General features: G+C 69.0%; 18 protein-coding genes. 1 reads left to right on the top strand and 17 read right to left on the bottom strand.

The genetic code is table 11. The annotated features are described in order from the left end of the window. Positions 1-50: 50 nt before the first annotated feature. From AB4Y75_RS02295 to AB4Y75_RS02265, 7 genes are all read right to left on the bottom strand, one after another. Positions 51-1,616 (bottom strand): glycoside hydrolase family 32 protein, encoded by a 1,566-nt coding sequence (locus AB4Y75_RS02295; protein WP_441434275.1) that lies wholly within the window; start codon positions 1,614-1,616, stop codon positions 51-53. Continuing rightward, positions 1,616-2,665, bottom strand: a complete 1,050-nt coding sequence (locus AB4Y75_RS02290) for an ABC transporter ATP-binding protein (protein ID WP_441434274.1) — start codon at positions 2,663-2,665, stop codon at positions 1,616-1,618. The genes AB4Y75_RS02295 and AB4Y75_RS02290 overlap by 1 nt, the downstream gene beginning before the upstream one ends. Continuing rightward, on the bottom strand, positions 2,662-3,591 hold the full coding sequence (locus AB4Y75_RS02285; protein WP_441434273.1) for an ABC transporter ATP-binding protein: 930 nt from the start codon (positions 3,589-3,591) through the stop codon (positions 2,662-2,664). The genes AB4Y75_RS02290 and AB4Y75_RS02285 overlap by 4 nt, the downstream gene beginning before the upstream one ends. Next, entirely contained in the window at positions 3,588-4,601 is a 1,014-nt protein-coding gene (locus AB4Y75_RS02280) for an ABC transporter permease (protein ID WP_441434272.1), read from the bottom strand. Before AB4Y75_RS02280 ends, AB4Y75_RS02285 begins: the two co-directional genes overlap by 4 nt. 9 nt (positions 4,602-4,610) lie before the next feature. Further along, complete coding sequence (locus AB4Y75_RS02275) at positions 4,611-5,588, bottom strand: ABC transporter permease (protein ID WP_441434271.1); 978 nt, start codon at positions 5,586-5,588, stop codon at positions 4,611-4,613. Positions 5,589-5,876: 288 nt separating this feature from the next. Further along, entirely contained in the window at positions 5,877-7,550 is a 1,674-nt protein-coding gene (locus AB4Y75_RS02270) for an ABC transporter substrate-binding protein (protein WP_441434270.1), read from the bottom strand. Between the two features lie 68 nt (positions 7,551-7,618). Continuing rightward, the gene (locus AB4Y75_RS02265; protein WP_441434269.1) at positions 7,619-8,680 is read right to left on the bottom strand and encodes a LacI family DNA-binding transcriptional regulator; all 1,062 of its coding nucleotides are present in this window, start codon (positions 8,678-8,680) and stop codon (positions 7,619-7,621) included. 1,085 nt (positions 8,681-9,765) lie between these two features. On the opposite strand from AB4Y75_RS02265, the gene AB4Y75_RS02260 reads away from it, so the two are divergent. Then, entirely contained in the window at positions 9,766-10,263 is a 498-nt protein-coding gene (locus AB4Y75_RS02260) for a uracil-DNA glycosylase (RefSeq protein WP_441435240.1), read from the top strand. Between the two features lie 135 nt (positions 10,264-10,398). On the opposite strand, the gene AB4Y75_RS02255 is transcribed toward AB4Y75_RS02260, so the two are convergent. From AB4Y75_RS02255 to AB4Y75_RS02210, 10 genes are all read right to left on the bottom strand, one after another. After that, a complete protein-coding gene (locus AB4Y75_RS02255) occupies positions 10,399-11,142 on the bottom strand; it encodes a maleate cis-trans isomerase family protein (RefSeq protein ID WP_441434268.1) in 744 nt (247 codons plus the stop codon). Between the two features lie 2 nt (positions 11,143-11,144). Continuing rightward, entirely contained in the window at positions 11,145-12,590 is a 1,446-nt protein-coding gene (locus AB4Y75_RS02250; RefSeq protein WP_441434267.1) for an amidohydrolase family protein, read from the bottom strand. Position 12,591: 1 nt separating this feature from the next. After that, on the bottom strand, positions 12,592-13,371 hold the full coding sequence (locus tag AB4Y75_RS02245) for an aspartate/glutamate racemase family protein (protein WP_441434266.1): 780 nt from the start codon (positions 13,369-13,371) through the stop codon (positions 12,592-12,594). 39 nt (positions 13,372-13,410) lie between these two features. After that, positions 13,411-14,058: a GntR family transcriptional regulator gene (locus tag AB4Y75_RS02240; protein WP_441434265.1), complete on the bottom strand. Its 648-nt coding sequence runs from the start codon at positions 14,056-14,058 to the stop codon at positions 13,411-13,413. 152 nt (positions 14,059-14,210) lie between these two features. Continuing rightward, on the bottom strand, positions 14,211-15,554 hold the full coding sequence (locus AB4Y75_RS02235) for an MFS transporter (RefSeq protein WP_441434264.1): 1,344 nt from the start codon (positions 15,552-15,554) through the stop codon (positions 14,211-14,213). Positions 15,555-15,802: 248 nt separating this feature from the next. Next, positions 15,803-16,888, bottom strand: a complete 1,086-nt coding sequence (locus AB4Y75_RS02230; protein WP_441434263.1) for an inositol-3-phosphate synthase — start codon at positions 16,886-16,888, stop codon at positions 15,803-15,805. Between the two features lie 236 nt (positions 16,889-17,124). Then, positions 17,125-18,177: an L-glyceraldehyde 3-phosphate reductase gene (gene mgrA / locus AB4Y75_RS02225; RefSeq protein ID WP_441434262.1), complete on the bottom strand. Its 1,053-nt coding sequence runs from the start codon at positions 18,175-18,177 to the stop codon at positions 17,125-17,127. 160 nt (positions 18,178-18,337) lie between these two features. Continuing rightward, on the bottom strand, positions 18,338-20,458 hold the full coding sequence (gene glgX, locus AB4Y75_RS02220) for a glycogen debranching protein GlgX (protein WP_441434261.1): 2,121 nt from the start codon (positions 20,456-20,458) through the stop codon (positions 18,338-18,340). 84 nt (positions 20,459-20,542) lie between these two features. Then, positions 20,543-22,225 carry an NAD(P)H-hydrate dehydratase gene (locus AB4Y75_RS02215; RefSeq protein WP_441434260.1) on the bottom strand — a complete coding sequence of 561 codons (1,683 nt, stop codon included), beginning with the start codon at positions 22,223-22,225 and terminating at the stop codon, positions 20,543-20,545. Between the two features lie 14 nt (positions 22,226-22,239). Continuing rightward, entirely contained in the window at positions 22,240-22,587 is a 348-nt protein-coding gene (locus AB4Y75_RS02210) for a holo-ACP synthase (RefSeq protein WP_441434259.1), read from the bottom strand. Positions 22,588-22,591 lie beyond the last annotated feature (4 nt).

Here is a 22,591-nt window from a genome sequence, read left to right as displayed (position 1 = left end):
CCGCCGGGCCTCCCGTGAGGAGGCGGCCCGGCGGAGCACCCGGGTGGAGGTCACGGACGGAGCGTGCGGCCGTCCGGGGTGCTGTCCGCCATGGCCCAGGCGTCGAAGGACAGGAGACGGACGGTCCCGCTCATGGCGCCGAGGGTGACCTGGCCCCCGCCGAGCGTCGGGTGGACGCGAGCCGTCAGGGGCTTGCCGTTGGCGAACACCTCGATGGCGGAACGGTCGACCAGGACGCGCAGCCGGACCCGGCCGGACGGGAGCGGGACGGGCCCGGCGAGCCCGGAACGGTCCAGCCCGGAGGCTGTGTCCATGCTGCTCAGGCTCCGGTCCAGGGAGAGGGTGCCCTTGCCGTCGGAGTCCCGGGACACCGAGACGGCCGTCTCCTCCACGGCCCGGCCCGCAGCGCGGACCGCCAGCACCCCGAGTCGCAGCTCGGAGCCGGGGGACAGTTCGGCGTCGAGTTCCAGGTCCAGCTGGACCCCCTCCACGGGCAGCACGACGGTGGCGAGATCCCCGGGACGCTCCGGCCCCACCAGGACCCGCGGCTCCACGGTGCGGTGGTCCCGGCGCAGCACCTCCAGCTCCGGGACCGGCGCGAAGTCAAGGGACCCGTCGGCAGCGGGCAGGACCAAGCGGGGCACGCTCAGGACACCCGCCCAGCCCGCCTCCGCCGCGGCCGGCTCGCTCCGTGCTTCCTGGAGCCAGCCGAACATGATCCGGCGGCCGGCGTCGTCCCGGAAGGACTGCGGGGCGTAGAAGTGGCGCCCGCCGTAGTCGAGCCGGTGGAGCGCCTCCGGGAGGAACGAGTCGTCCTCATACCGTCCGGTCCAGTACAGCGGGTGGTGCGTGACGCCTTCGTCCCAGGCGGAGAACACCAGGACGTCCCGGGCCTCCGGGTCACCGGCGGCCCCGCTCCCCGCACTGAACAGGTCCACGCACTCCCACATCGTGCCGGTCCAGTCGGCGTCGCCGGACGCGCCGTCCGCCGCGGACCCCACCAGCAGCGGGCCGAGAAGCTCCCAGTGCCGCAGATCCGCGGACTCGTACAGGAACGCCGTCCCGCCCTGGCCACGGATCCCGGAACCGACGAGCTGACGCCAGCGTCCGTTCTCCTTCCAGACGCAGTGGTCCCGGAACGCGGTCACGTCCACCCCCGCGGGCGGGGCGGCGATCACGGGATTGCGCGAGTCCTTCGTCCAGCTGAGGAGGTCCGGGCTCCCGACCGCCACACAGGGGAGCTCGCGCTCGCCGTGCCGGCCGGAGTAGACCAGGGTGGGCGTGCCGCCGTCGTCTACCAGCACCCCCGACCAGCAGCCGTCCCGGTCCGGATCGTCAGGTCCGTCCCCGGGGACCAGGGCCACGGGGCGGTCGGTCCAGTGGACCAGGTCGGTCGAGGTGGCGTGGCCCCACTGGATCCGGTGGTGGAAGGCCCCCTCCGGGTTGTACTGGTAGAAGAGGTGGTACTCCCCGTTCCACTGGCTGACGCCGTTGGGATCGTTGAGCCAGCCGGCCGGCGAAGCGAAGTGGAAGCGCGGCCGGAGCGGATCAGACTCCGCGCGGGCCACCAGCTCGTCCTCCGGGACGAGGGCGAGCGGGTGCAGGGTTTCGGTCATCAGTGCCCCTTGGTTTCTGCGAGTGCGTGGCCGGCCGAGGATGCGGCCGGGCGGTAGAGATGGCAGCGGACCCAGTGCCGCTGTGCGGGGTCGCCCACGCGGTGACGCACCGGACGCTCGGCGGAACAGGCCTGCTCGGGGTCGCCGTCGAACGGGCACGACGCCGCGTGCATCACGGCCGCCCGCAGCTCCGCCCTCAGCGCGGGATCGTAGGAGCCCGCTCGCGCCGGGTCCGGCACGGCCGAGACGAGCAGCCGGGTGTAGGGATGCCGGGGGTCCGCCAGGAGATCCAGCGACTCCCCCTCCTCCACCAGCTCCCCCGCGAACATCACGGCTATCCGGTCCGCCAGGTAGCGGGCGGAGGCGAGGTCATGGGTGATGTAGAGCATCGAGATGCCGCGCTCGTCACGCAGCGATCGCATGAGGTTCAGGATCCCGATCCGCACCGAGACGTCCAGCATCGAGGTGGGCTCGTCGGCGAGGATCACCTCCGGCTCCACGGCGAGCGCCCGGGCGATCGCCACGCGCTGCCGCTGCCCTCCGGACAGCTCGTGCGGATACGACTGCAGCATGGCCGCCTCGAGCCCCACCACGGCCATGAGCTCTTCGAGGCGCTCGCGGGTCTCCTTCTCCGAGCCCGTCCGGCCGTGCAGGGCCAGGGAGCGACGGAGGAAGTGTTCGATCCGGTGGACGGGGTTGAGGGAGCCGAAGGGGTCCTGGAACACCATCTGGACCTGGGAGCGGTAGGCCCGCGTGGCCTGGAAGCGGTTCCTGGCCAGCACGTCCGTGCCCTCGAGGAGGATCCGGCCCGAACTGGGCGTCTCCAGCCGGGCGACGCAGCGGGCCAGGGTGCTCTTGCCGGAGCCCGACTCCCCCACCAGGGCGACGATCTCACCTCGCCCCAGAGTCAGGTCCACCTCGTGGAGGGCCCGCGTGGACTTCCGGGAGAACAGCCCGCCCAGGGGGAACGTCTTGCTGAGTCCTTGCAGTTCCAGGACCGTCTCCGTGGGGGTGACGGGGGCCAGTGAGGACACGTCGGTGATGCTCATCGGAGCGCTCCTTCCAGGACGGGTGCCACGAAGTGGCCCGGGGAGACTTCCTCCAGGTCCGGGATGTCCCGGAATTTCACTCCGTCGGCGAGGCCGGTGAGCGGCACGCGCGGGCCGCTCAGGGGTGGGAAGGCGCCCATGAGCGCCTGGGTGTAGACGTGCCGCGGCTGCTGGTGGATGTCCGCGGCCCGTGCGGTCTCCACGATCCGCCCGCCGTACATGACGGCCATCCGGTGCGAGAGCTCCACCATGAGGGACATGTCGTGCGTGATGAACAGGACCGAGAACCCGAGCTCGTGCTGGAGCTCTTTGATCTGCGCCATGATCTCCTGCTGCACCACCACGTCCAGGGCGGTGGTCGGTTCGTCCAGGATCAGCAGGGACGGTTTGAGCGCCACCGCCATCGCGATGACCACGCGCTGCCGCATGCCGCCGGAGAGCTGGTGCGGGTACGACTTCAGACGGACCGGATCGATGCGGACCAGTTCCAGGAGCTGGGCCGCCCGGCGCAGGGATTCCTTGCGGGAGTAGCCGGCGTGGGTGGTGTAGATGTCCACGATCTGCTCCCCGATGGTGAGCACCGGGTTGAGAGAGTTCATGGCCGACTGGAACACCATCGCCACGTCCTGCCAGCGGAACCGGCGGAGCTCCTCCGGATTCATGGCCAGGACATCGCGGCCGCCGAACCGGATGGAGCCGCCCGCGATCCGGGCCGGGCCCTTGAGCAGCCGCATGAGCGTGTTGGCGATGGTCGACTTGCCGCAGCCGGATTCTCCGGCCAGCCCGAACACCTCCCCCGCTCCGATGCTGAAGGACACGCGGTCCACGGCCGTGGTGGAGCGGGCCTCGCCCACGTACTGGACCGTGAGGTCGGTGACTTCCAGGACGGACTCGTGAGATCCGAAGGACACCTGGGAGACGGTCATGACGCGCTCCTTCCAGAACGACGCGCGACGGCGGCCGGCCGCGCGGCCTTGATCGTGCGCAGGCGAGGGTTGGTGACCTCGTCCACGGCGTAGTTGATGAGGGCGAGGGCGAAGGCGACGAGGGCGATGCAGAGCCCGGAGGGCACGAACACCCACCAGCTGCCGGTCAGCAGCGCACCTTCATTGCCGGCCCAGAAGAGGTTGTTGCCCCAGGAGACCGTGCTGATGTCCCCGAGGCCCAGGAATTCGAGGCCCGCCTGGGCGCCGATGCCGTAGATGACGCATCCGAGCAGGGTGCCCATCACGATCGAAGCCATGTTGGGCAGGATCTCCGCGAACATGATCCGCAGGGTCCCTTCGCCGGAGACGATCGACGCCGCCACGAAGTCCTTGGACCGGATGGACAGGGCCTGCGAGCGCAGCACGCGCGCGGATCCCGCCCAGCCCGTGACGATGAGGACCAAGATCACGGTCCCGAGCCCGGGTGGGAGGAACGCGGCCAGGATCACCAGGAGCGGCAGACCGGGCAGGAGCAGGAAGACGTTGGTGACGAGGGAGAGGGTCTCGTCGATCGCCTTGCCGAAATAGGCCGAGGCCAGGCCGACCAGGATGCCCACGAGGGTCGAGGCGAGCCCCACGGTGAATCCCACGAGCAGCGAGCTGCGGGCGCCGTGGACGGTGAGGGCCAGGACGTCCTGGCCCTTGGCGGTGGTGCCGAGCCAGTGTTCGGGCGAGGGTTCCAGACTGGCCAGGTCCGTGATGCGGGAGGGGTCCCCCGGGAAGAGGACCGGGGCCAGGAGGGCCAGCAGAATGAAGACCAGGAGGATGGTGACGCCCACCAGGGCCTTGGTGTTGCGCAGGAGTCCGCGCAGGAATCCCAGCCGCGGCTTCCGCGCGCCCCGCGGTGCGGTCGGGGCCGCGCCGGCGACGGGCGCCGTCGTCGTGCCGGGGTTCGGGGCCGGCTCGTGCTCAGCCGTGGCGTCCACGGAGGGGTCGGTGAAGATGCTCATGGTCGGCTCCTAGTTGCTGCGCACGCGCGGGTCGAGGCGGACGTAGAGGACGTCCACCAGGAAGTTGGCCAGCAGGACCGCCGCGGTGATGGTCAGGAAGAGGCCCTGCATGAGCGGGTAGTCGAGGCCCTGCACGGCGTTGAGCAGCTGGTACCCGACGCCGGGGTAGGCGAACACCACCTCGGTGAGCAGGGCGCCGCCCACCACGAAGCCGAGGCTCATGCCGAAACTGGTCACGGACGGCAGCATCGCGTTGCGGGCGGCGTAGCGGAACATGATGCGGCCCGGGCGCAGGCCCTTCGCCTCGGCCATGGTGATGTAGTCCTCGGCGTTCGTGGCGATCATGGTGTTGCGCATCCCGAGCATCCAGCCGCCGATCGAGACGAGCACGATCGTCAGCGCCGGCAGCACCAGGTGCGCCCCGGCGTCGGAGAGGAACTCCGACGTGAACGCCGGTTCCAGCCCGTCACTGTAGGCGTGCCGCAGCGGGGCCCAGCCGAGCGTCACCCCGAAGAGGTACAGCGCGCCCATCGCGAGCCAGAAGTACGGGAACGACCCGATGAAGATCAGGACCGGCGGGAGCGCCGAGTCCACCCAGCCGCCGCGTCGCCAGGCGGCGAGGATCCCCAGCAGATTGCCGACGACGGCGGCGATCACCAGGGCGGTCGCCCCCAGCAGAAGGGTCCAGCCCACCTGGGACGCGATGACCTCGGTGACCGGTGTGGGGAAACGGGTGATGGAGATGCCCATGTTGCCGGTCAGGATGTTGTGCAGGTAGTCGGCGTACTGCTGCCAGAGCGGCCGGTCGTCCACACCGAGCATGGTGCGGAGCGCCTCGAGCTGCTCAGGCTGCATCTTGCCTTGCGACTTGGCGAACATGCGGGAGACGGGGTCCCCCGGCATGAAGCGCGGGAGCAGGAAGTTCAGGGTGATGGATGCCCAGAAGGCGATCAGGTAGAAACCCAGGCGGCGCAGGATGAAGCGCACGGGATCCCTCCGTTCGGGATGGCTGATGGGGCTCCCGCCGGGTGCGCGGAGGGAGGGTGGGGCCCGACGGCGCGTGGGCGCCGCAGGGCAGTGAGGTGCGGTGACGTGCGGGGCGGTCGTGTGCGGGCGGCCGGAGCGGCCACGCCGTCGGGGTGTCGGAGTGGCACCGCCGGAGCGCGGAGGACCGGCCCGCAGTGGCGCCGCCGGCACGGAGCGACGCTTCGCGCCGGGTGTCCTGACCGGCCGGGCGGGAGCTTCAGCCGCACCCGGCCGGTCAGGAACGCCGGGTCACTTCCGGGGTTCGAGGTTCGTGAGCACCAGGACGGTCGTGGCGGAGCGGACCGAGAGGGTCGCGTACGGATTCGCCTCGGTGGGCCAGCCCGTGAAGCGAGCGTCGGTGTAGGCGCCCCACTCCGGGCCGGAGAACAGCGGCACCACCGGCGCGGCGTCGTTGTACTCGGCCTGCAGCTTCTTCGCCAGGCTCTTCTGCGCGGCGTCGTCACCGGCGGCGGCGAACTGGCTCAGCAGGGTGTCGGCCTTGGGGTCACCGAAGCGGTGGTAGTTGTCCGTGGTCTTGGTGCCGACAGGCTTGACGGTGTCGGTGCCCATGATGGTGTCGAAGTACTTGTACGGGCTCGGATCGTTGGCGCTCCAGACGATGCCGGAGTCGAAGGTCCCCTGCTCGTAGCCGGAGACGACGGAGGCCCAGTCCGGGGAGTCGACCTTGGCGGTCACGCCGACCGCCTGGAGATTCTGGGAGATCACATTGGCCACGGAGAGCCAGTCGGAGGACGTGGCGCCCACGGAGATCTTGAACTCGAACGGCTTGCCGTTCTTGAGCGTCCGCTTGCCGTCCGCGCCCTTCGGGTAGCCGGCGGCGTCGAGCGCCTTATTGGCCTCGTCCACGTTCAGCTTGGTCCAGGTGCAGCTCGCCGCGAGGTCCTGGTCCTTCCAGGTGCTGTAGTTCCCCGAGAGACCCGTGCAGTCGGCCGGCTGGGCGTAGCCGCTCATGCCGATCTTGGCCACCTGCTCGCGGTCCACGGCCATGCTGAGGGCCTTGCGCACCTGCGGGTCGTTGAAGGGCGCCTTGGTGGTGTTGAGCTGCCAGTTGATCATGGCGCCCGTGGGCGGGAACCAGTAGTGACGGTGCTCCTTGTCCTTGGAGACGTAGGTCTTCTCGATGTTCGGCATGTACTGCGGGGCCCAGTCGACGTCCCCGTTGACCGCCGCGAGGTTGGCCGCGTCGTTGCCGGACATGGCCAGCATCTTGATGCCGGCGATCTTCTGCTTCTCCGGCTGCCAGTACTGCGGGTTCTTCTTCAGCACGTAGGACTGTGACTGGAAGCCGTCCACCTCGGTATACGGACCGGTGCCCACGGGCTTGGTGTTGGGGTCCTTGGCCGGGTCGGCGATCTTGGACCACACGTGCTGGGGGATGATCGGCAGCTGGCCCACGTCGTAGAGGGCCGGGGACCACGGCTTGGTGAAGGTGAAGACCACCTTGTTCTTGCCGTCCGCGGTGACGGACTTCAGGTAGTCGAAGCCGCCCTTGAGCTTCTTCTGGAGCTGGAAGGTGTACGCGACGTCCGCGGCGGTGAAGGCCTGACCATCGGACCACTTGACCCCGTCCCTCAAGGTGAAGGTGATGGACCGGCCGTCCTTGGCCACGTCCCAGGCGGTCGCGAGCCACGGGGTGGTGTCGCCCTTGGCGGGGTTGAAGACGAGCAGCGGTTCGTAGATGGCCTGCTGCACCAGGGGGTTCACGGTGGGTGCGAACGGGTTGAAGTTGTTGTCGAAGGTCGCCATGTCCTCCCGCGGGATGGTGAGCAGGGCGCTCACATCGGCCGCGGGGGCTTTGCCGGCCCCTCCGGGGTTGGCGGAACAGCCGGTGAGGAGCAGGGTCCCCAGGGCGAGGCCTGCGGCGGTGACCCGCGCAGCCCTCAGAAAACGAGGGTGTGTCATGATGGTGGTCTCATTCCTGTCTTACAGCAAAGGTGGGGTGGGATTGTTCTTCAGCGGTGATTTCGCGGTCAGACTGAAGAACGTTCAAGCAGCGGACAGCCGACCAGTTGCCGGTCGGCGGCGATCGGCTGTCCTGCTGTGAGCGCGGCCAGCGTTTTCACGCCGAGCGCGCCCATGTCTTCGAAGGGCAGGGCAACCGTGGTGAGCTTCGGCCTGAGGTAGGCGGCGATGAGCTCCTGGTTGTCGAACCCGATCACGGCGATGTCCCCGGGGATGGTCAGTCCCCGTTCCTTGATGGCGTCGTAGGCGCCCATCGCCATCCGGTCGTTGAGGCAGAACAGGGCGGTGGGTCTGCCCCCTCCTGCCGGGAACCGGTCAAGAATCGTTGCGGCCGCTTCGTAGCCGCCGTCGGCCGTGGCGTGTCCGGAGACCACGAGCTCGTCGTCGAGCTCCAGACCGGCGGCGGCGAGGGCTTCGCGGCACCCTTCCAGCCGCCCGACGGACGCCGGGATCCCCGGGTCCAGATCGATGACGCCGATCCGGGTATGGCCGGCGCGCAGCAGACGTTCGGTGGCCACGCGTCCGCCGCCCCGCTCATCGGGGACGATCGAGGGGAAGCGGCCGTCGGCGTCGTAGCAATTGATCAGGACGGTCGGCACCTCGCCGGCCGCGGCCGGGACGTGGAGGCCGCGGTGATAGGTGGCCGCATACAGCAGGCCCTCGACCCGCTGTTCAAGCAGCTTCTCCACCGCTGCGTCCTCGAGACCGCGGTTCGGGCCCGTGGAGTCCGCCTGGTCGGAAGGCGCGACCAGCAGGAACCGGCGGGCCTTCCAGGCCTGGTCCTGAGCGCCCTTGATGATGTCCACGGCGAAGGGCGCCGTCACGATCTCGGTGACGATCCCGTACCAGTCGCTGCGGCGCGCGGCCAGTGCCCGGGCCCCGGCGTTCGGACGGTAGCCGAGTTCCTGGACCGCCTCGGCGATACGCTGGCGGGTGTCCTCGGAGATGTTCGCGTCTTCCCGGTTGCTGAGGACGAAGGAGACGGTGGTGCGGGACACCCCTGCGCGACGCGCGACGTCGGTCATGGTGACGCCTTGTCGCCGCTTCTTCGCGGGGGTGATGTTCGCCATTGAATGCTCCGGTGCCTGTCCTCGCCCGCTCCGCCCGGAGGCGGCGCGAGGCCGTGATGAAGTCTTTTAGTAACGCGCGTTACCTACGCGATGTGATTTAGGTTACGCGCGTTACCAATGCGTGTCAACGAGGTTGCCGGAACATTCCCCACGGCCGGTTTCCTCGCCCACGCGACGCTCCTCCGCCCTGGCCGAGTCCCTGGCCGGTCGCCCCACCCACCCTTTTGCCGATCACCCACGGAAATGTCCGTGGGTGATCCGTAAACGGGTGGGTCAGGCCGCACCGGCTGTCACGAATCCTCAGAGAAGAGACCTGTGCCACGAGCGCTCCAAAAGAGTCCCGCGGCTTGCTAACATTGACACTCTCACCGGCTTTCCGGTGGGCACCCCTCACCCCACTTCCCGGCCTGGACCGGGCGCACTGCCTTGCGCCCTGAAACCGGCCCGCATGACCCGAGGAGAGCCCTGCCCTCATGACCGCCCTGGCCGACACGGATTATTTCGAGGACGAGGACTACGACGACCGTAGTTCCCGCTACGACGAGGGCTTCGGCCACACCCACGAGCCCGACGACGAGTACGACAACGGCTTCGACGAGCTGGACAAACTGCTGGACGGCATCCTCGTCGACGACGATGACGCGGAGGCCCCCACGCCTGTCGCGAAGAAGCCCGGCCGCAAGGCCGCCGTCAAGACCCTGACCACGGACCGGCAGGCCACGGCCGCCGCGAAGAAGACCGTCAGGACGCCGCCGAAGGCGAGTGAGGTCATCACCCGCCGGATCGAACCGGTCGTCGCGGAGGTCGTCGCGGAGCCGGACGCGGAGCTGCCCGCGGAGCCCACCAGCACCGACAGCGGCGCCCCTGCCGAGGCGCTCGTCGAGACCGGGCCCGACGCCGCCGTCGTCGAGCCGCACGTCGCCCCGGAAGCCGAACTGGAAGCCGAGCCGGACGAGGCCCCCGCCGAGGAAGAGCCCGCCGTCCCTGCGAGCCCGTTCTTCGCGCCGCACATCGCGGCCGTGAACGAGCACGTCGAATTCCTCCGCAAGCTCCGTCCCGGCTTCGAGGTGCCCTACGTCGACCCGATGCACTCGGTCGATGAGTGCCGGATCCTGAGCCTGTTCTCCAACAACAGCGCCCCTTCGCCACAGGGCGTGGTCTGGGCCGGCGACGACGCCGCGGCCACGCGCCTGCTCGGTCTGCAGTTCCAGCTCGGCCTGCGTCCGGAGTGGATGATGCCGTGGAACACCCACCCGTGGTTCACCCCGGGAGAGGCCAACGCCAAGCTGACACCCGAGCAGGTCAGCGCCGGTCTGAAGCCCCTGATCGCCTTGCTGCGGGTCCTGCCGCGCGTGTCGGCGATCGTGGCCCACGGCACCGAGGCCAACCGCCTCGCCCAGATGCTCCTCAAGACGGACAACCCGCTGATCTGGCGCCGCGGCCTCAAGGTCTACAAGGCCCGGTCCCTGCACGGCCGCTCGTTCGCCGGGTCCAAGGAACGGCAGACCGAATGGCTGATCGACATGGGCCGCTCCTACGCGGACGCCATGGCACGCGCCGGGCTCCAGGCCGGCCGCCGCTGACGCAGCGCCTGACGGAAGAGGCCCCCTCCACGTGGAGGGGGCCTCTTCCGTCAGGTGCTCGGTCGTGGTGACCGCGAGGCGCGCGAGGTCACCACGACTGAGCAGCCCCCGGGGGAACCGACGACGTCGTGCGGCTCAGGCGAGCAGTCGCCCCCAGCGGGCATCGAGCAGCGGGGCGCCCGCCAGATCCAGGCAGCGCCACAGGGTCACGGCCACGGAATCCAGGACGGCGACCCCGGTGCGCTGTTCGACCTCCTCGGTCACCGGCGCACCATACAGATTGGTGCACAGATACACGAGCGCGTCCGGACGATCCGAGGCCAGGTCCACGGACGGGTCCACGAGGGCCTCAGGACGGACCCGCGCGAAGGACTCGTTGTCGCTCAGGCCGAGGGCGCGGTGCCCGCTCACCTCGATCCCCTCCGCCTGGTAACGGAGGATGACCTGCTCGTTCACGTCCGGGGTGTAGGGCGTCAGCAGCCCGATGGACTTGGCGGCGAAGCGCTCGAACGCGTCGAGGTACGCCAGGGTGGAGGTGGTCGCCGGAATGCCCGTGGCCGCGGTGATCTCCTCGACGATGGCGCGATCATGCCCGGCGCCCAGCCAGGAGCCTGAGGTCCCGTTCCAGGCGATCACGTCCACGTCCGCGGTGGCCAGCAGCTCGGCGGCCGCGCGCATGCCGGCCGCGTCGAACTGTCGGTCCGAGCCGGAGTCCAGCGCGATCCGGGTGACCGGGATGCGGGCGGAGTGGATCGTCACATCCTCCCGCTCCCCCAGGATCCGGTAGCTCATGGGCTCCAGGCAGGTGTTGGAGGACGGGACGATCATGCCGATGCGCACAGGACGCCGGGCGCTGAGGGTGTTCTGTTCCTGCGTCATGTTCAGACGGCCTTTCCCGCGAGAGAGGCCGGCGCCACGAGGCCCCCACGTGCTTCCTCCTGGGCGGCACGGGCCACCAGCCGGCCCACCGCCCCCGGATCGTGGAAGCCGTCCGCGTCCAGGACCACGCGGCCACCCGACACCACGACCTCAGGCCAGCCGCGCAGCTGCTTGCCGTCGAACGGGGAGAAGTCGGTGCCCATGTGCAGGGCCGCGCCGTCCACCAGCCGGGACTCGGCCGGGTCGAACATGACGAGGTCGGCATCGAAGCCGGCCCGGATGGCTCCCTTGCCGGGCAGGGCGTTGATCCGCGCCGGGCCGGCTGAGAACACGTCCACGAAGCGCTGCAGAAGCTCATCGCTGACGGCCAGGCCCTCCCCCACGGTCTCCACGAGCGCCGTGAACGCCGCCGGCATCCGGGTCTCCACACCGGGCAGACCGTGGGGCATCTGACGGATGTCATCGGTGCGCTCACGCTTCTGGGTGAGGTCGTAACAGGAGTGGTCACTGGACGCCGTGTGGACGGCGCCGGAGGCGAAGCGCTCCCGGAGCGCGGCCACGGTCTCCGCCGACCTCATCGGTGGGCAGCAGGCGAACCATTCGGGGAAGCGCGAGGCGTACACGCCGTCGTCGAGCAGCAGGTAATGCGGGCACGTCTCGGAATAGGCCTCCACGCCGCGGCCGCGGGCGTCCGCGACGAGGTCGACGGCGCCGGGTGTGGACTGATGGACGAAGTACACCGGCGTGCCGACATACTCGGCCATGGCCAGGACCTCCCGCACGGAGGCCTCCTCCGCGAGCTCCGGGCGGGTTTCGTGGAGGTGCTCGATGCCGATCTCGCCGGTGGCGGCATGTTCCTCGGTGCAGTCCACGATCATGGCGTCATGCTCGGCGTGGATGTAGGTCAGGCCGTCGAGGCGCTTCATCTCCTTCATGACCTTCAGGACCGTGTCGTTGTCGCTCATGGTGCCGCCGCGGTTGGTCATGTACATCTTCACGGAGCGGACGCCCATCTCCGCCAGGGCGTCCAGCTGGGCGGGAACCGTCTCGTCCCAGCTGATCACGGAGCCGTGCAGCGCGACGTCGCAGCGGGCCTCGCGGGCCAGCTCGCTCTTGTTGCGGGCGGCTTCAAGGGGGGTTTCGGATGCGTCCCGCGGGATGCCGAAGTCCATGATGGTGGTGGTGCCGCCCCAGAGCGCGGCGGAGCTGGTGACTGCGTAGTCGTCCAGGGTCCGGAACCGGCCGGTGATCTGCGCGACGTGACAGTGTCCGTCGATTCCACCGGGGATCACGGCGCGGCCCTGGGCGTCGATGACGCGGTCCGCGGCCGGGACGGCCTCCGTGGCGTCCATAATGGCTTCGACGCGGCCGCCGCTGATGAGGATGTGGCCGGTTTCCGTGCCGTCGGCGTTGACGATGCGGGCGTTGGCGATGATGAGCTCGGTCATGTCACTTGCCCCCTTCCGGGGTTGCTGAGTCGGGATTCTGAGTGAGGGTGAGTGCACGGTCGAGGGCGGGCGAGAGACCGGCACGGCGCTTGACCGGCGGCGCCGCGAAAGCGCCGGCGCGGTGGCTCCCGGAAGCGAGGCCGACGACGGCCTCCGCCAGCCGGATGCCCGCGCCGATGCCGTCCACCACGGGGACGGGGATCTGGTGGCTCACCTCGCGTGCCAGGCCTGCCAGCGGGGCGCCGGCCAGGATGATGACATCCGCCCTGTCCTCGTCCACGGCCTGCTTGGCCAGGGCGACGAGGGTGGGGCCGAAGTCTTCCTGGACGGAGCCGATGCCACCCAGGGCCTCCTTGATGGACCGGATGGACGCCAGACGACCGGCCAGGCCGAACCCCTCGACGCATTCGCGGTACCAGGCGGTGATGCGGTCCGAGATGGCGATGATGGAGAAGCGATGGCCCTGCAGCGCGGCGGCGCAGAGTGCGGCCTCCGTGATCCCGATGACCGGGACATCCAGGAGTTCCTTGAGCGCGGGCATCCCCGGGTCGCCGAACGCGGCGACCACGGCGCCGTCGACGGTTCCGGCGTGATCCGCCATGACCTCGGCGACGGCGCCGGCGGCGATCAGCGACTCGAGCCGGGTCTCGATGTATTCCACGCCGTGTGGCGCGGTCTCCACGATGAGTTCCGTGGCAGGCCCGGCGGAGCGTTCCGCCTCGGCCCGGATGAGGGCGGTGACGTCCTCACTGATGTTGGGGTTGATCACAAGAAGTTTCATCTCGGTCTTTCGTCGGCAGACCCCCGCTGCCGGACGGCATCACACGGTGTCTGGGTATTGTTCGCGGTATTTCTGGATGTGGTGGGCGGACTGTTCGGCGGCCCGTTCGGGGTCCCCACTGGAGATCGCCTCCAGCAGTTCGCGGTGTTCCTTGATCAGCTCGGGCAGATCGCGGACGTGCCGGAAGAGCCAGTGCATCCGACTCTGAAGGGGTTCCAGAGCCGACTTGAGGAAGGTGTTGTCCGCGATCCGGGTCAGTTCGTCGTGGAACTCGCTGTTGAGCCGGTGTGCGTCCACCAGGCTGCCCCGGGCGAGGGCGTCGTCCGCCTGATCCACCAGTCGTCCCAGCGTGGCGAGGTCGTCCGGGGTGGCCCGTTCCGCAGCGAGCCGGCAGGCCAGGACCTCCAGCGAGATCCTGACGTCGAAGAGGTCGTCCACGTCCTTCTCTTCCAGGGCGGTCACCACGGATCCACGGGTGGCGCGCTCCGTGACCAGACCCTCCTGCTGGAGCATCCTCAGCGCTTCCCGGACGGGAAGCCGTGACACCTTGAACTCCGCCGCGAGGTCCCGCTCCACCATCCGGGCGCCCGGGGCGTAGTGGCCCTCGAAGATGCGGTTCCTGATCGCGTCCCGGATCACCTCACGCAGCGGGAGTTCCCGCTGGGTCTCCTCAGCAGCCCGTGCCATGTGGTCCCCTCCGCTCAACGATTATGGGATCCCAGCCTAGTACGCGTGAGGTCCGCTGCCGAGCGGAGTGGGCCGATGAGCCCTGGCCGCCGCTCTGTGACGCGTCCGGTGCGACCGTCCGCCGGCCTCGCCCGGGCCGGCGGACGAGCCGATCAGACCACCAGCCGCTTGCTGTAGTCCAGCGTCAGCACGGAGATCCCCATGATGACGGCGGATGCCACGAAGTAGAGCAGCGCCCAGGTGTAGCCACCGGTCGCGCCGACGATGAACCCGACCACGATGGGGGTGATCATGCCGGCGATGTTGCCACTGAGGTTCATGGCCCCGCCCAGCACACCGGCGTTGGCCCGGCCACCGAGCGTGGCGGGAACGGCCCAGAACAGACCGACCCAGCGCAGGAAGAACAGCACCACGGAGAGCAGGACCACCGCGGTGACCGGATCGCCCACCACCGTGACGCCCACCAGGCCGAGCGTGACCACCAGGGCGGAGAGCCCGAGCAGCGAACGCATCACCTTGTTGGTGTCGAAGCCGCGCTCACGGAGCGTGTCCGCGAGTGATCCGCCGATGATCTCACCGATGAAACCCGCGCCGAAGATGACGAACGTGGACCATCCGATGGTCTTGAGGTCGAAGTGCTTGGCCTGGGACAGGAACAGCGGACCCCAGGTCAGCAGCCCGTAGAAGACGCCGTTGAAACCGAACCAGCCGAAGCACATGGCCCAGAAGGACCGGTGCTTGAGGTAGGGCAGGAGTCCGCGACGGCCGGTGTTCGCGCCGGCCGCCTGCGCCGCCTCGTCCTCCGCCCGGTGGGACGCCTCGATGTACTCGGCCTCGGCGTCGTTGACCGCGCGGTGCTCGCGGGGGTTGTCCCGGACATACCACCAGATGACCAGGCCCAGAACGACGGTCAGGATGCCCGCGATGATGAAGGCCGGACGCCAGCCGCCGGCGGTCGAGATCAGCCAGGTGATGAGGATGCCGCCGACGCCGGCGCCCAGGGGCGCTCCCGCGTCCAGGATCGTGGCGCCACGGCCGCGCTCCTTGGAGTGCATCCAGAGGGCGTTCAGCTTGCCGCCGGCCGGCATGACGCCCGCCTCGGTGACGCCGATGCCCATGCGGGCGATGAACATGCTGAGGAATCCGCCGGCCAGACCGGAGGCGGCGGTCGCCGCGCCCCAGCCGAGGCAGGATGCCGTGACCACCTTGCGGGGACCGAAGCGGTCGATCAGCCAGCCGACAGGCACCTGCATGAGAGCGTAGGTCCAGAAGAAGGCGGAGAGGAGCAGCCCCACCAGTTCCGGTCCCATGTTGAATTCCTTCTGGATGATGGGAAGGGCCACCGAGATCGAGCCACGGTCGATGTAGTTGACGGCGACCAGCACCAGCAACAGCAGGAAAAGCTTCCAGCGGACCTTGGTGGGCTTGGTCTGCCGGCTCTGGGGAGAGTCCGTCTCCACCGCTGGGATCGCGGTGGCTTTCTGGGGAAGGGACACGAGGTCCTCCTTCGCTTCTTCGGGAGGGCTGCCGGTGCGCCGTCGGCCTGCCGGAGGTCAATTTTGGGATCCCGCGTTGGGATCCCAAAAACCACAGTAGATATGATGCGTGTCACAGTCAATAGTTGGGATCCCAAAAGTCAATGTGACTGTCCCCGCCCTTAAACCCGCCCTTAAACGCCGGAAGGGCACCCGTCCTGCGACGGATGCCCTTCTGACCTGTGCCGACCTCAGCTGAGCTGGGAGGCTCAGCGCTCCAGATCGCCCCGGATGAACGCCTCGACGTTGTCCCGAGCCGTGGAGTCGTTGACCTGCTCCGGCGGGGACTTCATGAAGTAGCTGGAGGCGGACAGCAGCGGGCCGCCGATGCCACGGTCCAGGCCGATCTTGGCGGCGCGGATCGCGTCGATGATCACACCGGCCGAGTTCGGGGAGTCCCACACCTCCAGCTTGTACTCCAGGGACACCGGGGCGTCGCCGAAGTTGCGGCCTTCCAGGCGGACGAAGGCCCACTTGCGGTCATCCAGCCACGCCACGTAGTCGGACGGACCGATGTGCACGTCGTCGGCATGCAGCTCGGCCTCGACGTTGGAGGTCACGGCCTGGGTCTTGGAGATCTTCTTGGACTCCAGGCGATCGCGCTCCAGCATGTTCTTGAAGTCCATGTTGCCGCCGACGTTCAACTGGTACGTGCGGTCCAGGGTGACGCCGCGGTCCTCGAACAGCTTGGCCATGACGCGGTGCGTGATGGTGGCGCCGATCTGGCTCTTGATGTCGTCACCCACGATCGGCAGCTTGGCCGCTTCGAACTTCGCGGCCCACTCCGGGGTGCCGGCGATGAAGACGGGCAGGGCGTTGACGAAGGCCACGCCGGCGTCGATGGCGCACTGCGCGTAGAACTTGGCCGCTTCCTCACTGCCCACGGGCAGGTAGCAGACCATGACGTCCACCTCGGCGGCCTTCAGGGCAGCGACCACGTCCACCGGCTCCTCCGGCGCTTCCACGATGGTCTCGCGGTAGTAGCGGCCCAGGCCGTCCAGGGTGTGACCGCGCTGAACCGTCACGCCGGTGCTCGGCACATCGGCGATCTTGATCGTGTTGTTCTCGCTGGCGCCGATGGCGTCGGCCAAATCCAGGCCCACCTTCTTCGAATCGACGTCGAAGGCGGCCACGAACTGCACGTCCCGCACATGGTACGGACCGAATTCCACGTGCATGAGGCCGGGAATCGTGCTGTTCGGATCAGCATCCTTGTAGTACTCGACGCCCTGCACCAGGGAAGCGGCACAGTTGCCTACGCCAACAATGGCAACGCGAATGGGGTGTGACGGCACGGAACTCCTTAGTCAAAAACGTGAACTGCGGGCTCCACCCGGAACCGGGGAGCGGCAGCGAGCGCCCGGCGGCGATGCCTCAGGCGCTCAAGCAGTCTATCGAACACGCCGAAGTGGCCCGAAAACCCTCGGCAACAGATCCAACGCACGACGCTCCGTTTTTAGTCCCGGCGCGGTGAGGGAGCGCGACGACGGCGGCCGACGGGCCGCCGTCGTCGCTCCACTCCGCGGGTGGTTCAGCCGTTGCGGTGCGTCGCGGGGGCCCAGCGGTTGATGTCGGATTCGACCGCGAACTCATCGATCGCGGTCAGCTCATCGTCGCTGAAGTCGAGGCGGTCCAGCGCCCCCAGGGTGTCCTCCAGCTGACCCACGCTCGACGCGCCCACCAGGGCCGACGTCACGGGCGTCCCCTTCGGCTGGTCACGCAGGATCCAGGCGATCGCCATCTGAGCGAGGCTCTGGCCCCGGCCTGCGGCGATCTCGTGGAGGCCGCGGACCCGGTTCATCTTCTCCTCCGTGAGGGAGTCCGCCCGGAGGAAGCGCTCCTGAGCGGCCCGGGAATCGGCGGGGATGCCGTTCAGGTAACGGTCGGTGAGCATGCCCTGGGCCAGTGGCGAGAACGCGATGGATCCGGCGCCCACCTGCTCCAGCGCTTCGTACAAGTTGGGGGTGCCGTCCTCGGTCCAGCGGTTCAGCATCGAGTAGCTGGGCTGGTGGATGAGGAGCGGGGTCCCGAGTTCCTTCAGGATGCGAGCCGCCTCCAGCGTCTGCTCCGGGGTGTAGGAGGAGATGCCTGCGTACAGCGCGCGGCCGGAACGGACCGCGGTGTCCAGGGCGCCCATGGTCTCCTCCAGCGGAGTGGACGGGTCCGGGCGGTGGCTGTAGAAGATGTCGACGTAGTCGAGCCCCATGCGCTGGAGGGAGGCGTCCAGGCTGGAGAGGAGGTATTTGCGGGACCCCCACTCCCCGTACGGGCCGTCCCACATGTGATAGCCGGCCTTGGTGGAGATGACGAGCTCGTCCCGGTACGGGCGGAAGTCCTCGGCCAGGTGGCGGCCGAAGTTCGTCTCCGCGCTGCCTGCGGGCGGGCCGTAGTTGTTGGCGAGGTCGAAGTGGGTGACGCCCAGATCGAAGGCGCGGCGGAGGATGGCCCGCTGGGTTTCGAACGGCTTGTCGTCACCGAAGTTGTGCCACAGACCGAGGGAGATGGCCGGCAGCTTCAGACCGCTGCGTCCGACGCGGCGGTAGGGCATGGTGTCGTAGCGCTGAGGGGAAGCTAGATAAGTCACAGGCCCATCCTGCCACTCGAGTAACCGGCGGGCGAGGACCTGCTCACAGAGTGAAACCGGGTGCACAGGGAGCTCTCACAGCTCGCGAGACGCCAGGTGAGCACAGTCCCGGTGAGGAACACTGTGCTCAACTGGCGTCTCGCGGCAGGGAGGGAGTGTCTTACCCCCGCCACCCCTGCAGGACCAGCATGGACTTGGCAGGCACCGCGACCTTCGAGCGAGCCGCGAGCGCGCCCTTGCATTCCCGGCCCGACGTGTCCAGCACGGGCGTCCATCCGGCGGAGAAGTTCTCGGCGGGAAGGGTGAACTCCACCTCGTCGTCGTGCGCGTTGAAGCAGAGGATGAAGTCGTCGTCCAGGATCTCCTCGCCGCGCTCCCCCGGCGCCTGGATCGCCCCGCCGTTGAGGAACATCGCCAGGGTCCGGGCGAAGCCGTTGTTCCAGTCCTCATCCGTCATGGGGGAGCCGTCCGAATCCAGCCACACGACATCCGGCAGCCATTCGCCCTCGGACGTCTCGGCCGGGCGCCCGTCGAAGAAGCGACGGCGGCGGAACACCGGGTGCTCGTGCCGCAGTTTGCTCAGCCGACCGGTGAAGTCCACCAGATCCTCGTCCACCGCGTCCCAGTGCACCCACGTGAGCGGGGTGTCCTGGCAGTACGCGTTGTTGTTGCCATCCTGAGTCCGGCCGAGTTCATCGCCGTGCAGGATCATCGGGACGCCCTGGGAGAGCAGCAGCGAGGCCAGCAGGTTCCGCTGCTGCCGCGAGCGCAGCGCCTGAACCTCGGGGTCGTCCGTGGGGCCTTCGACCCCGCAGTTCCAGGACCGGTTGTGGGACTCGCCGTCCCGGTTGTCCTCGCCGTTGGCGTCATTGTGTTTCTCGTTGTAGGACACCAGGTCCCGCAGCGTGAAGCCATCGTGGGCGGTGACGAAGTTGATGGAGGCCACCGGCCGGCGGCCGGAGTGCTCGTACAGGTCGGCCGATCCCGTCAGCCGGGACGCGAATTCGCCCAGCGCCGCCGGTTCCCCGCGCCAGAAGTCCCGGACCGTGTCGCGGTACTTGCCGTTCCATTCGGTCCATTGCGGCGGGAAGTTGCCCACCTGGTAACCACCCGGTCCCACATCCCACGGCTCCGCGATGAGCTTCACCTGGGACACCACCGGGTCCTGCTGCACGAGTTCGAAGAAGGAGGACAGCTTGTCCACCTCGTAGAACTCACGGGCCAGGGTGGCGGCCAGGTCGAAGCGGAACCCGTCCACGTGCATCTCCGTGACCCAGTACCGCAGCGAATCCATGAGCAACTGCAGCGAATGCGGGTTCCGGGCATTGAGGGAGTTGCCCGTGCCCGTGTGGTCCATGTAGTACTGCGGGTCGTCATCCATCAATCGGTAGTAGGCCGCGTTGTCGATGCCCCGGAAGGACAGGGTGGGGCCCAGGTGATTGCCTTCCGCGGTGTGGTTGTACACCACGTCCAGGATGACCTCGATGCCGGCACGGTGCAGGTCCCGCACCATGGTCTTGAACTCCTGGACCTGCTCACCCTGCTCCCCCGTGGAGGAGTAGCCGTTGTGCGGGGCGAAGAAGCCGATGGTGTTGTAGCCCCAGTAGTTGGAGAGGCCCTTGTCCTGCAGCACCGAGTCGTTGACGAACTGGTGCACGGGCATGAGTTCGATGGCCGTGATGCCGAGGTCCTGCAGGTGCTTGATCACCGAGGGGTGCGCCAGGCCCGCGTAGCTCCCCCGCTGGTCCTCGGGCACGTCCGGATGGAGCTTGGTGAGGCCCTTGACGTGCGCTTCGTAGATGACACTCTGGTGGTACGGGATGCCGGGCTGCTGGTCGCCGGCCCAGTCGAAGAACGGGTTGATGACGACGCCGAGCATCACGTGCGGCGCCGAGTCCTCATCGTTGCGCTGCGTGGGGTCCTCATGGTCGTAGCTGAACACGGCCGGATCCCAGTCCACCTGCCCCGCCACGGCCTTGGCGTAGGGGTCCAGGAGGAGCTTGTTGGGGTTGAACCGGTTGCCGTGCTCGGGTTCGTACGGCCCGGACACGCGGTAGCCGTACTTCTGCCCGGGGCGCACGGCGGGCAGGTAACAATGCCACACATATCCGTCCACCTCGGTGAGGGGGATGCGCTGCTCATTCCCGTCGTCGTCCACCAGGCACAGCTCCACGGCCTCGGCCCGTTCGCTGAAGAGCGCGAAATTGGTGCCCGCCCCGTCGTACGTCGCCCCGAGCGGGTACGCCTTGCCCGGCCAGACTTGCTGATTCACATTCTCCACGCGGTGTGCCTCCTCAGGCGGTAGTCCCGGTGCCCCTGCGGGCTCACCTTAGTGCACTCAGATGTCGATTCCGCTACACGGTCGTCAGGGCCCGTCCCAGACCAGGCGCGCGGCCCGCGCGACGTCGCGCGCGGTGATCGGGTGGCCCCGTCCTCCGCCGGCCTCGCCGGAGGCGATGCGCCCGGCGCGGCCGTGCACTGCGGCGGCCAGGGCGGCGGTGGCGGCCCAGTGCCCCTGTCCGGCCTCTCCCCCCGACGACGACGGCGCAGCGCCCCCTTGCGCGAGCAGGGCGCCGAGGATGCCCGCCAGGACGTCCCCGCTGCCCGCCGTCGCGAGCCACGGTGTGCCGTCGGCCTGGGAGTAGAGGATCCCGCCGGGCTCGCAGCACACGGTGTGCGGGCCTTTCAGGAGGATGGTGGCGCGGGTCAGACGGACGGCCTCCCGCAGCGAGTCCAGCGCGGTGGCCTCGACCGCGGAACGTTCACGATCGACGCCCAGACGGCTCAGCAGGCGCGCGAGTTCCCCCGCGTGCGGGGTCAGGATGACCTCCGGCCGGTCTTCGTCGCCTTCACTCACGAGATCCAGCGCCCCGGCATCCACCACGGCAGGCTGCCCCAGGCTCAGGGCCTGCCGGCACCGGTCCAGCTGTCCCTCACCGGACACCCCGGATCCGAGGACCCACGCCTGAACCCTGCCGCGCAGCTCGGGTCCGCTGTGACACACCACTTCCGGCAGCGCCGCAGTGACCACCGCCGCCACGGACGGAGGGCCGAAGTACCGGATCATGCCGGCCCCGGCGGACAGTGCGCCCGAGCAGGCCAGAACGGCCGCTCCCGGATACTCCTCCGAGCCGGCCACGACGCCGAGCACTCCGCGGGTGTACTTGTGTCCCTCGGCTGCGGGCCGGGGCAGGGCGCGCGACACGTCCTCGGCGCCGAGCCGCCGCACCACGGGCTCCCCGAGGCGGTCCTCCACGCCGATGCGGACCACATTCACCCGGCCGGCGGCTCCGGCTCCCGGAGGCAGCAGCAATCCTGCTTTGGCGGCCGCGAACGTGACCGTGGCTCCGGCACGCAGCACGGGCCCGGCCACTTCGCCGGTGTCCGGGTCGACTCCGCTCGGGACGTCGCAGGCCACGACGAACGGGAAATCGGGGGCCACGGTCCGCTCACGCTCCAGCAAACCCACGAGCTCCGCCGCAGTTCCTCGCAATCCGCCGCGTGCGCCCGTGCCCAGGATCGCGTCGATCAGGACGTCCGCACGGACGCACTCATCCCGCGCCTCGGCCGGGCTGATCAGGGCCACCCGGGCGGCGCCGTCGTGCGCTGTGTCGCCCTCGGCTGTGCCGTCGTGCACTCTGTCGCCCTGCGCTGTGCCGTCGTCCGCTGTGCCGTCCCGCGGCTCATCGTCCTGGGCCGTATCGCCGGAGACGGCTCCGGACACCAGCTGCAGCCCTCGGCCTCCCGCGCTCAGCAGCGCGGCGAGACCCTCGCCATGTGCCGAGGAGTCCACCAGCACGGCCGTGACCGCGACTCCGCGGTGGGCCAGGAAAGCGAGGGCCCAGAGGCCGTCTCCCCCGTTGTTGCCCTTGCCCACCAGAGCCGCCACCCGCGCGCCGGAGACCCGGCCACAGTGGGTCCGCGCTTCACGGAGGATCGTCATGGCCAGACCGAATGCGGCCCGGCGCATGAGTTCGGCGCCCATCCCGGCGTCCAGGGCGGGCCGCTCGGCGGCCCGCACCTGATCCGCGGAATAGGCGCCGATCATGTCCTGCTCTTCGTCTAGCGTTCCGCCACGACCATGGCGGTGGCGATGCCGCCGTCATGGCTCATCGACAGATGCCAGTGCTTGATGCCCTTGGAATCGGCCACGGCCTTGACGGTGCCCTTGACCTGAATGCTGGGGCCTTCCGCGGAGAGCCCGATCCAGCAGTCCTGCCAGTTCATGCCGGCCGGGGCGCCGAGAACCTTGGCCACGGCCTCCTTGGCGGCGAACCGGGCCGCCAGGGAGCGGTCATTCAAGTCGCGCTCGGCCGGGACGAAGAGCCGCTCCCGCAACGCCGGAGTACCCTCCAGCTGCCGCTTGAAACGCTCGATGTCCACCACGTCAACGCCGATTCCAACGATCATGGCG

Source organism: Arthrobacter sp. RAF14, from assembly GCF_052114185.1.
Taxonomy (GTDB): domain Bacteria; phylum Actinomycetota; class Actinomycetes; order Actinomycetales; family Micrococcaceae; genus Arthrobacter_E.
This window is presented reverse-complemented; position numbering and strand designations above follow the sequence as displayed.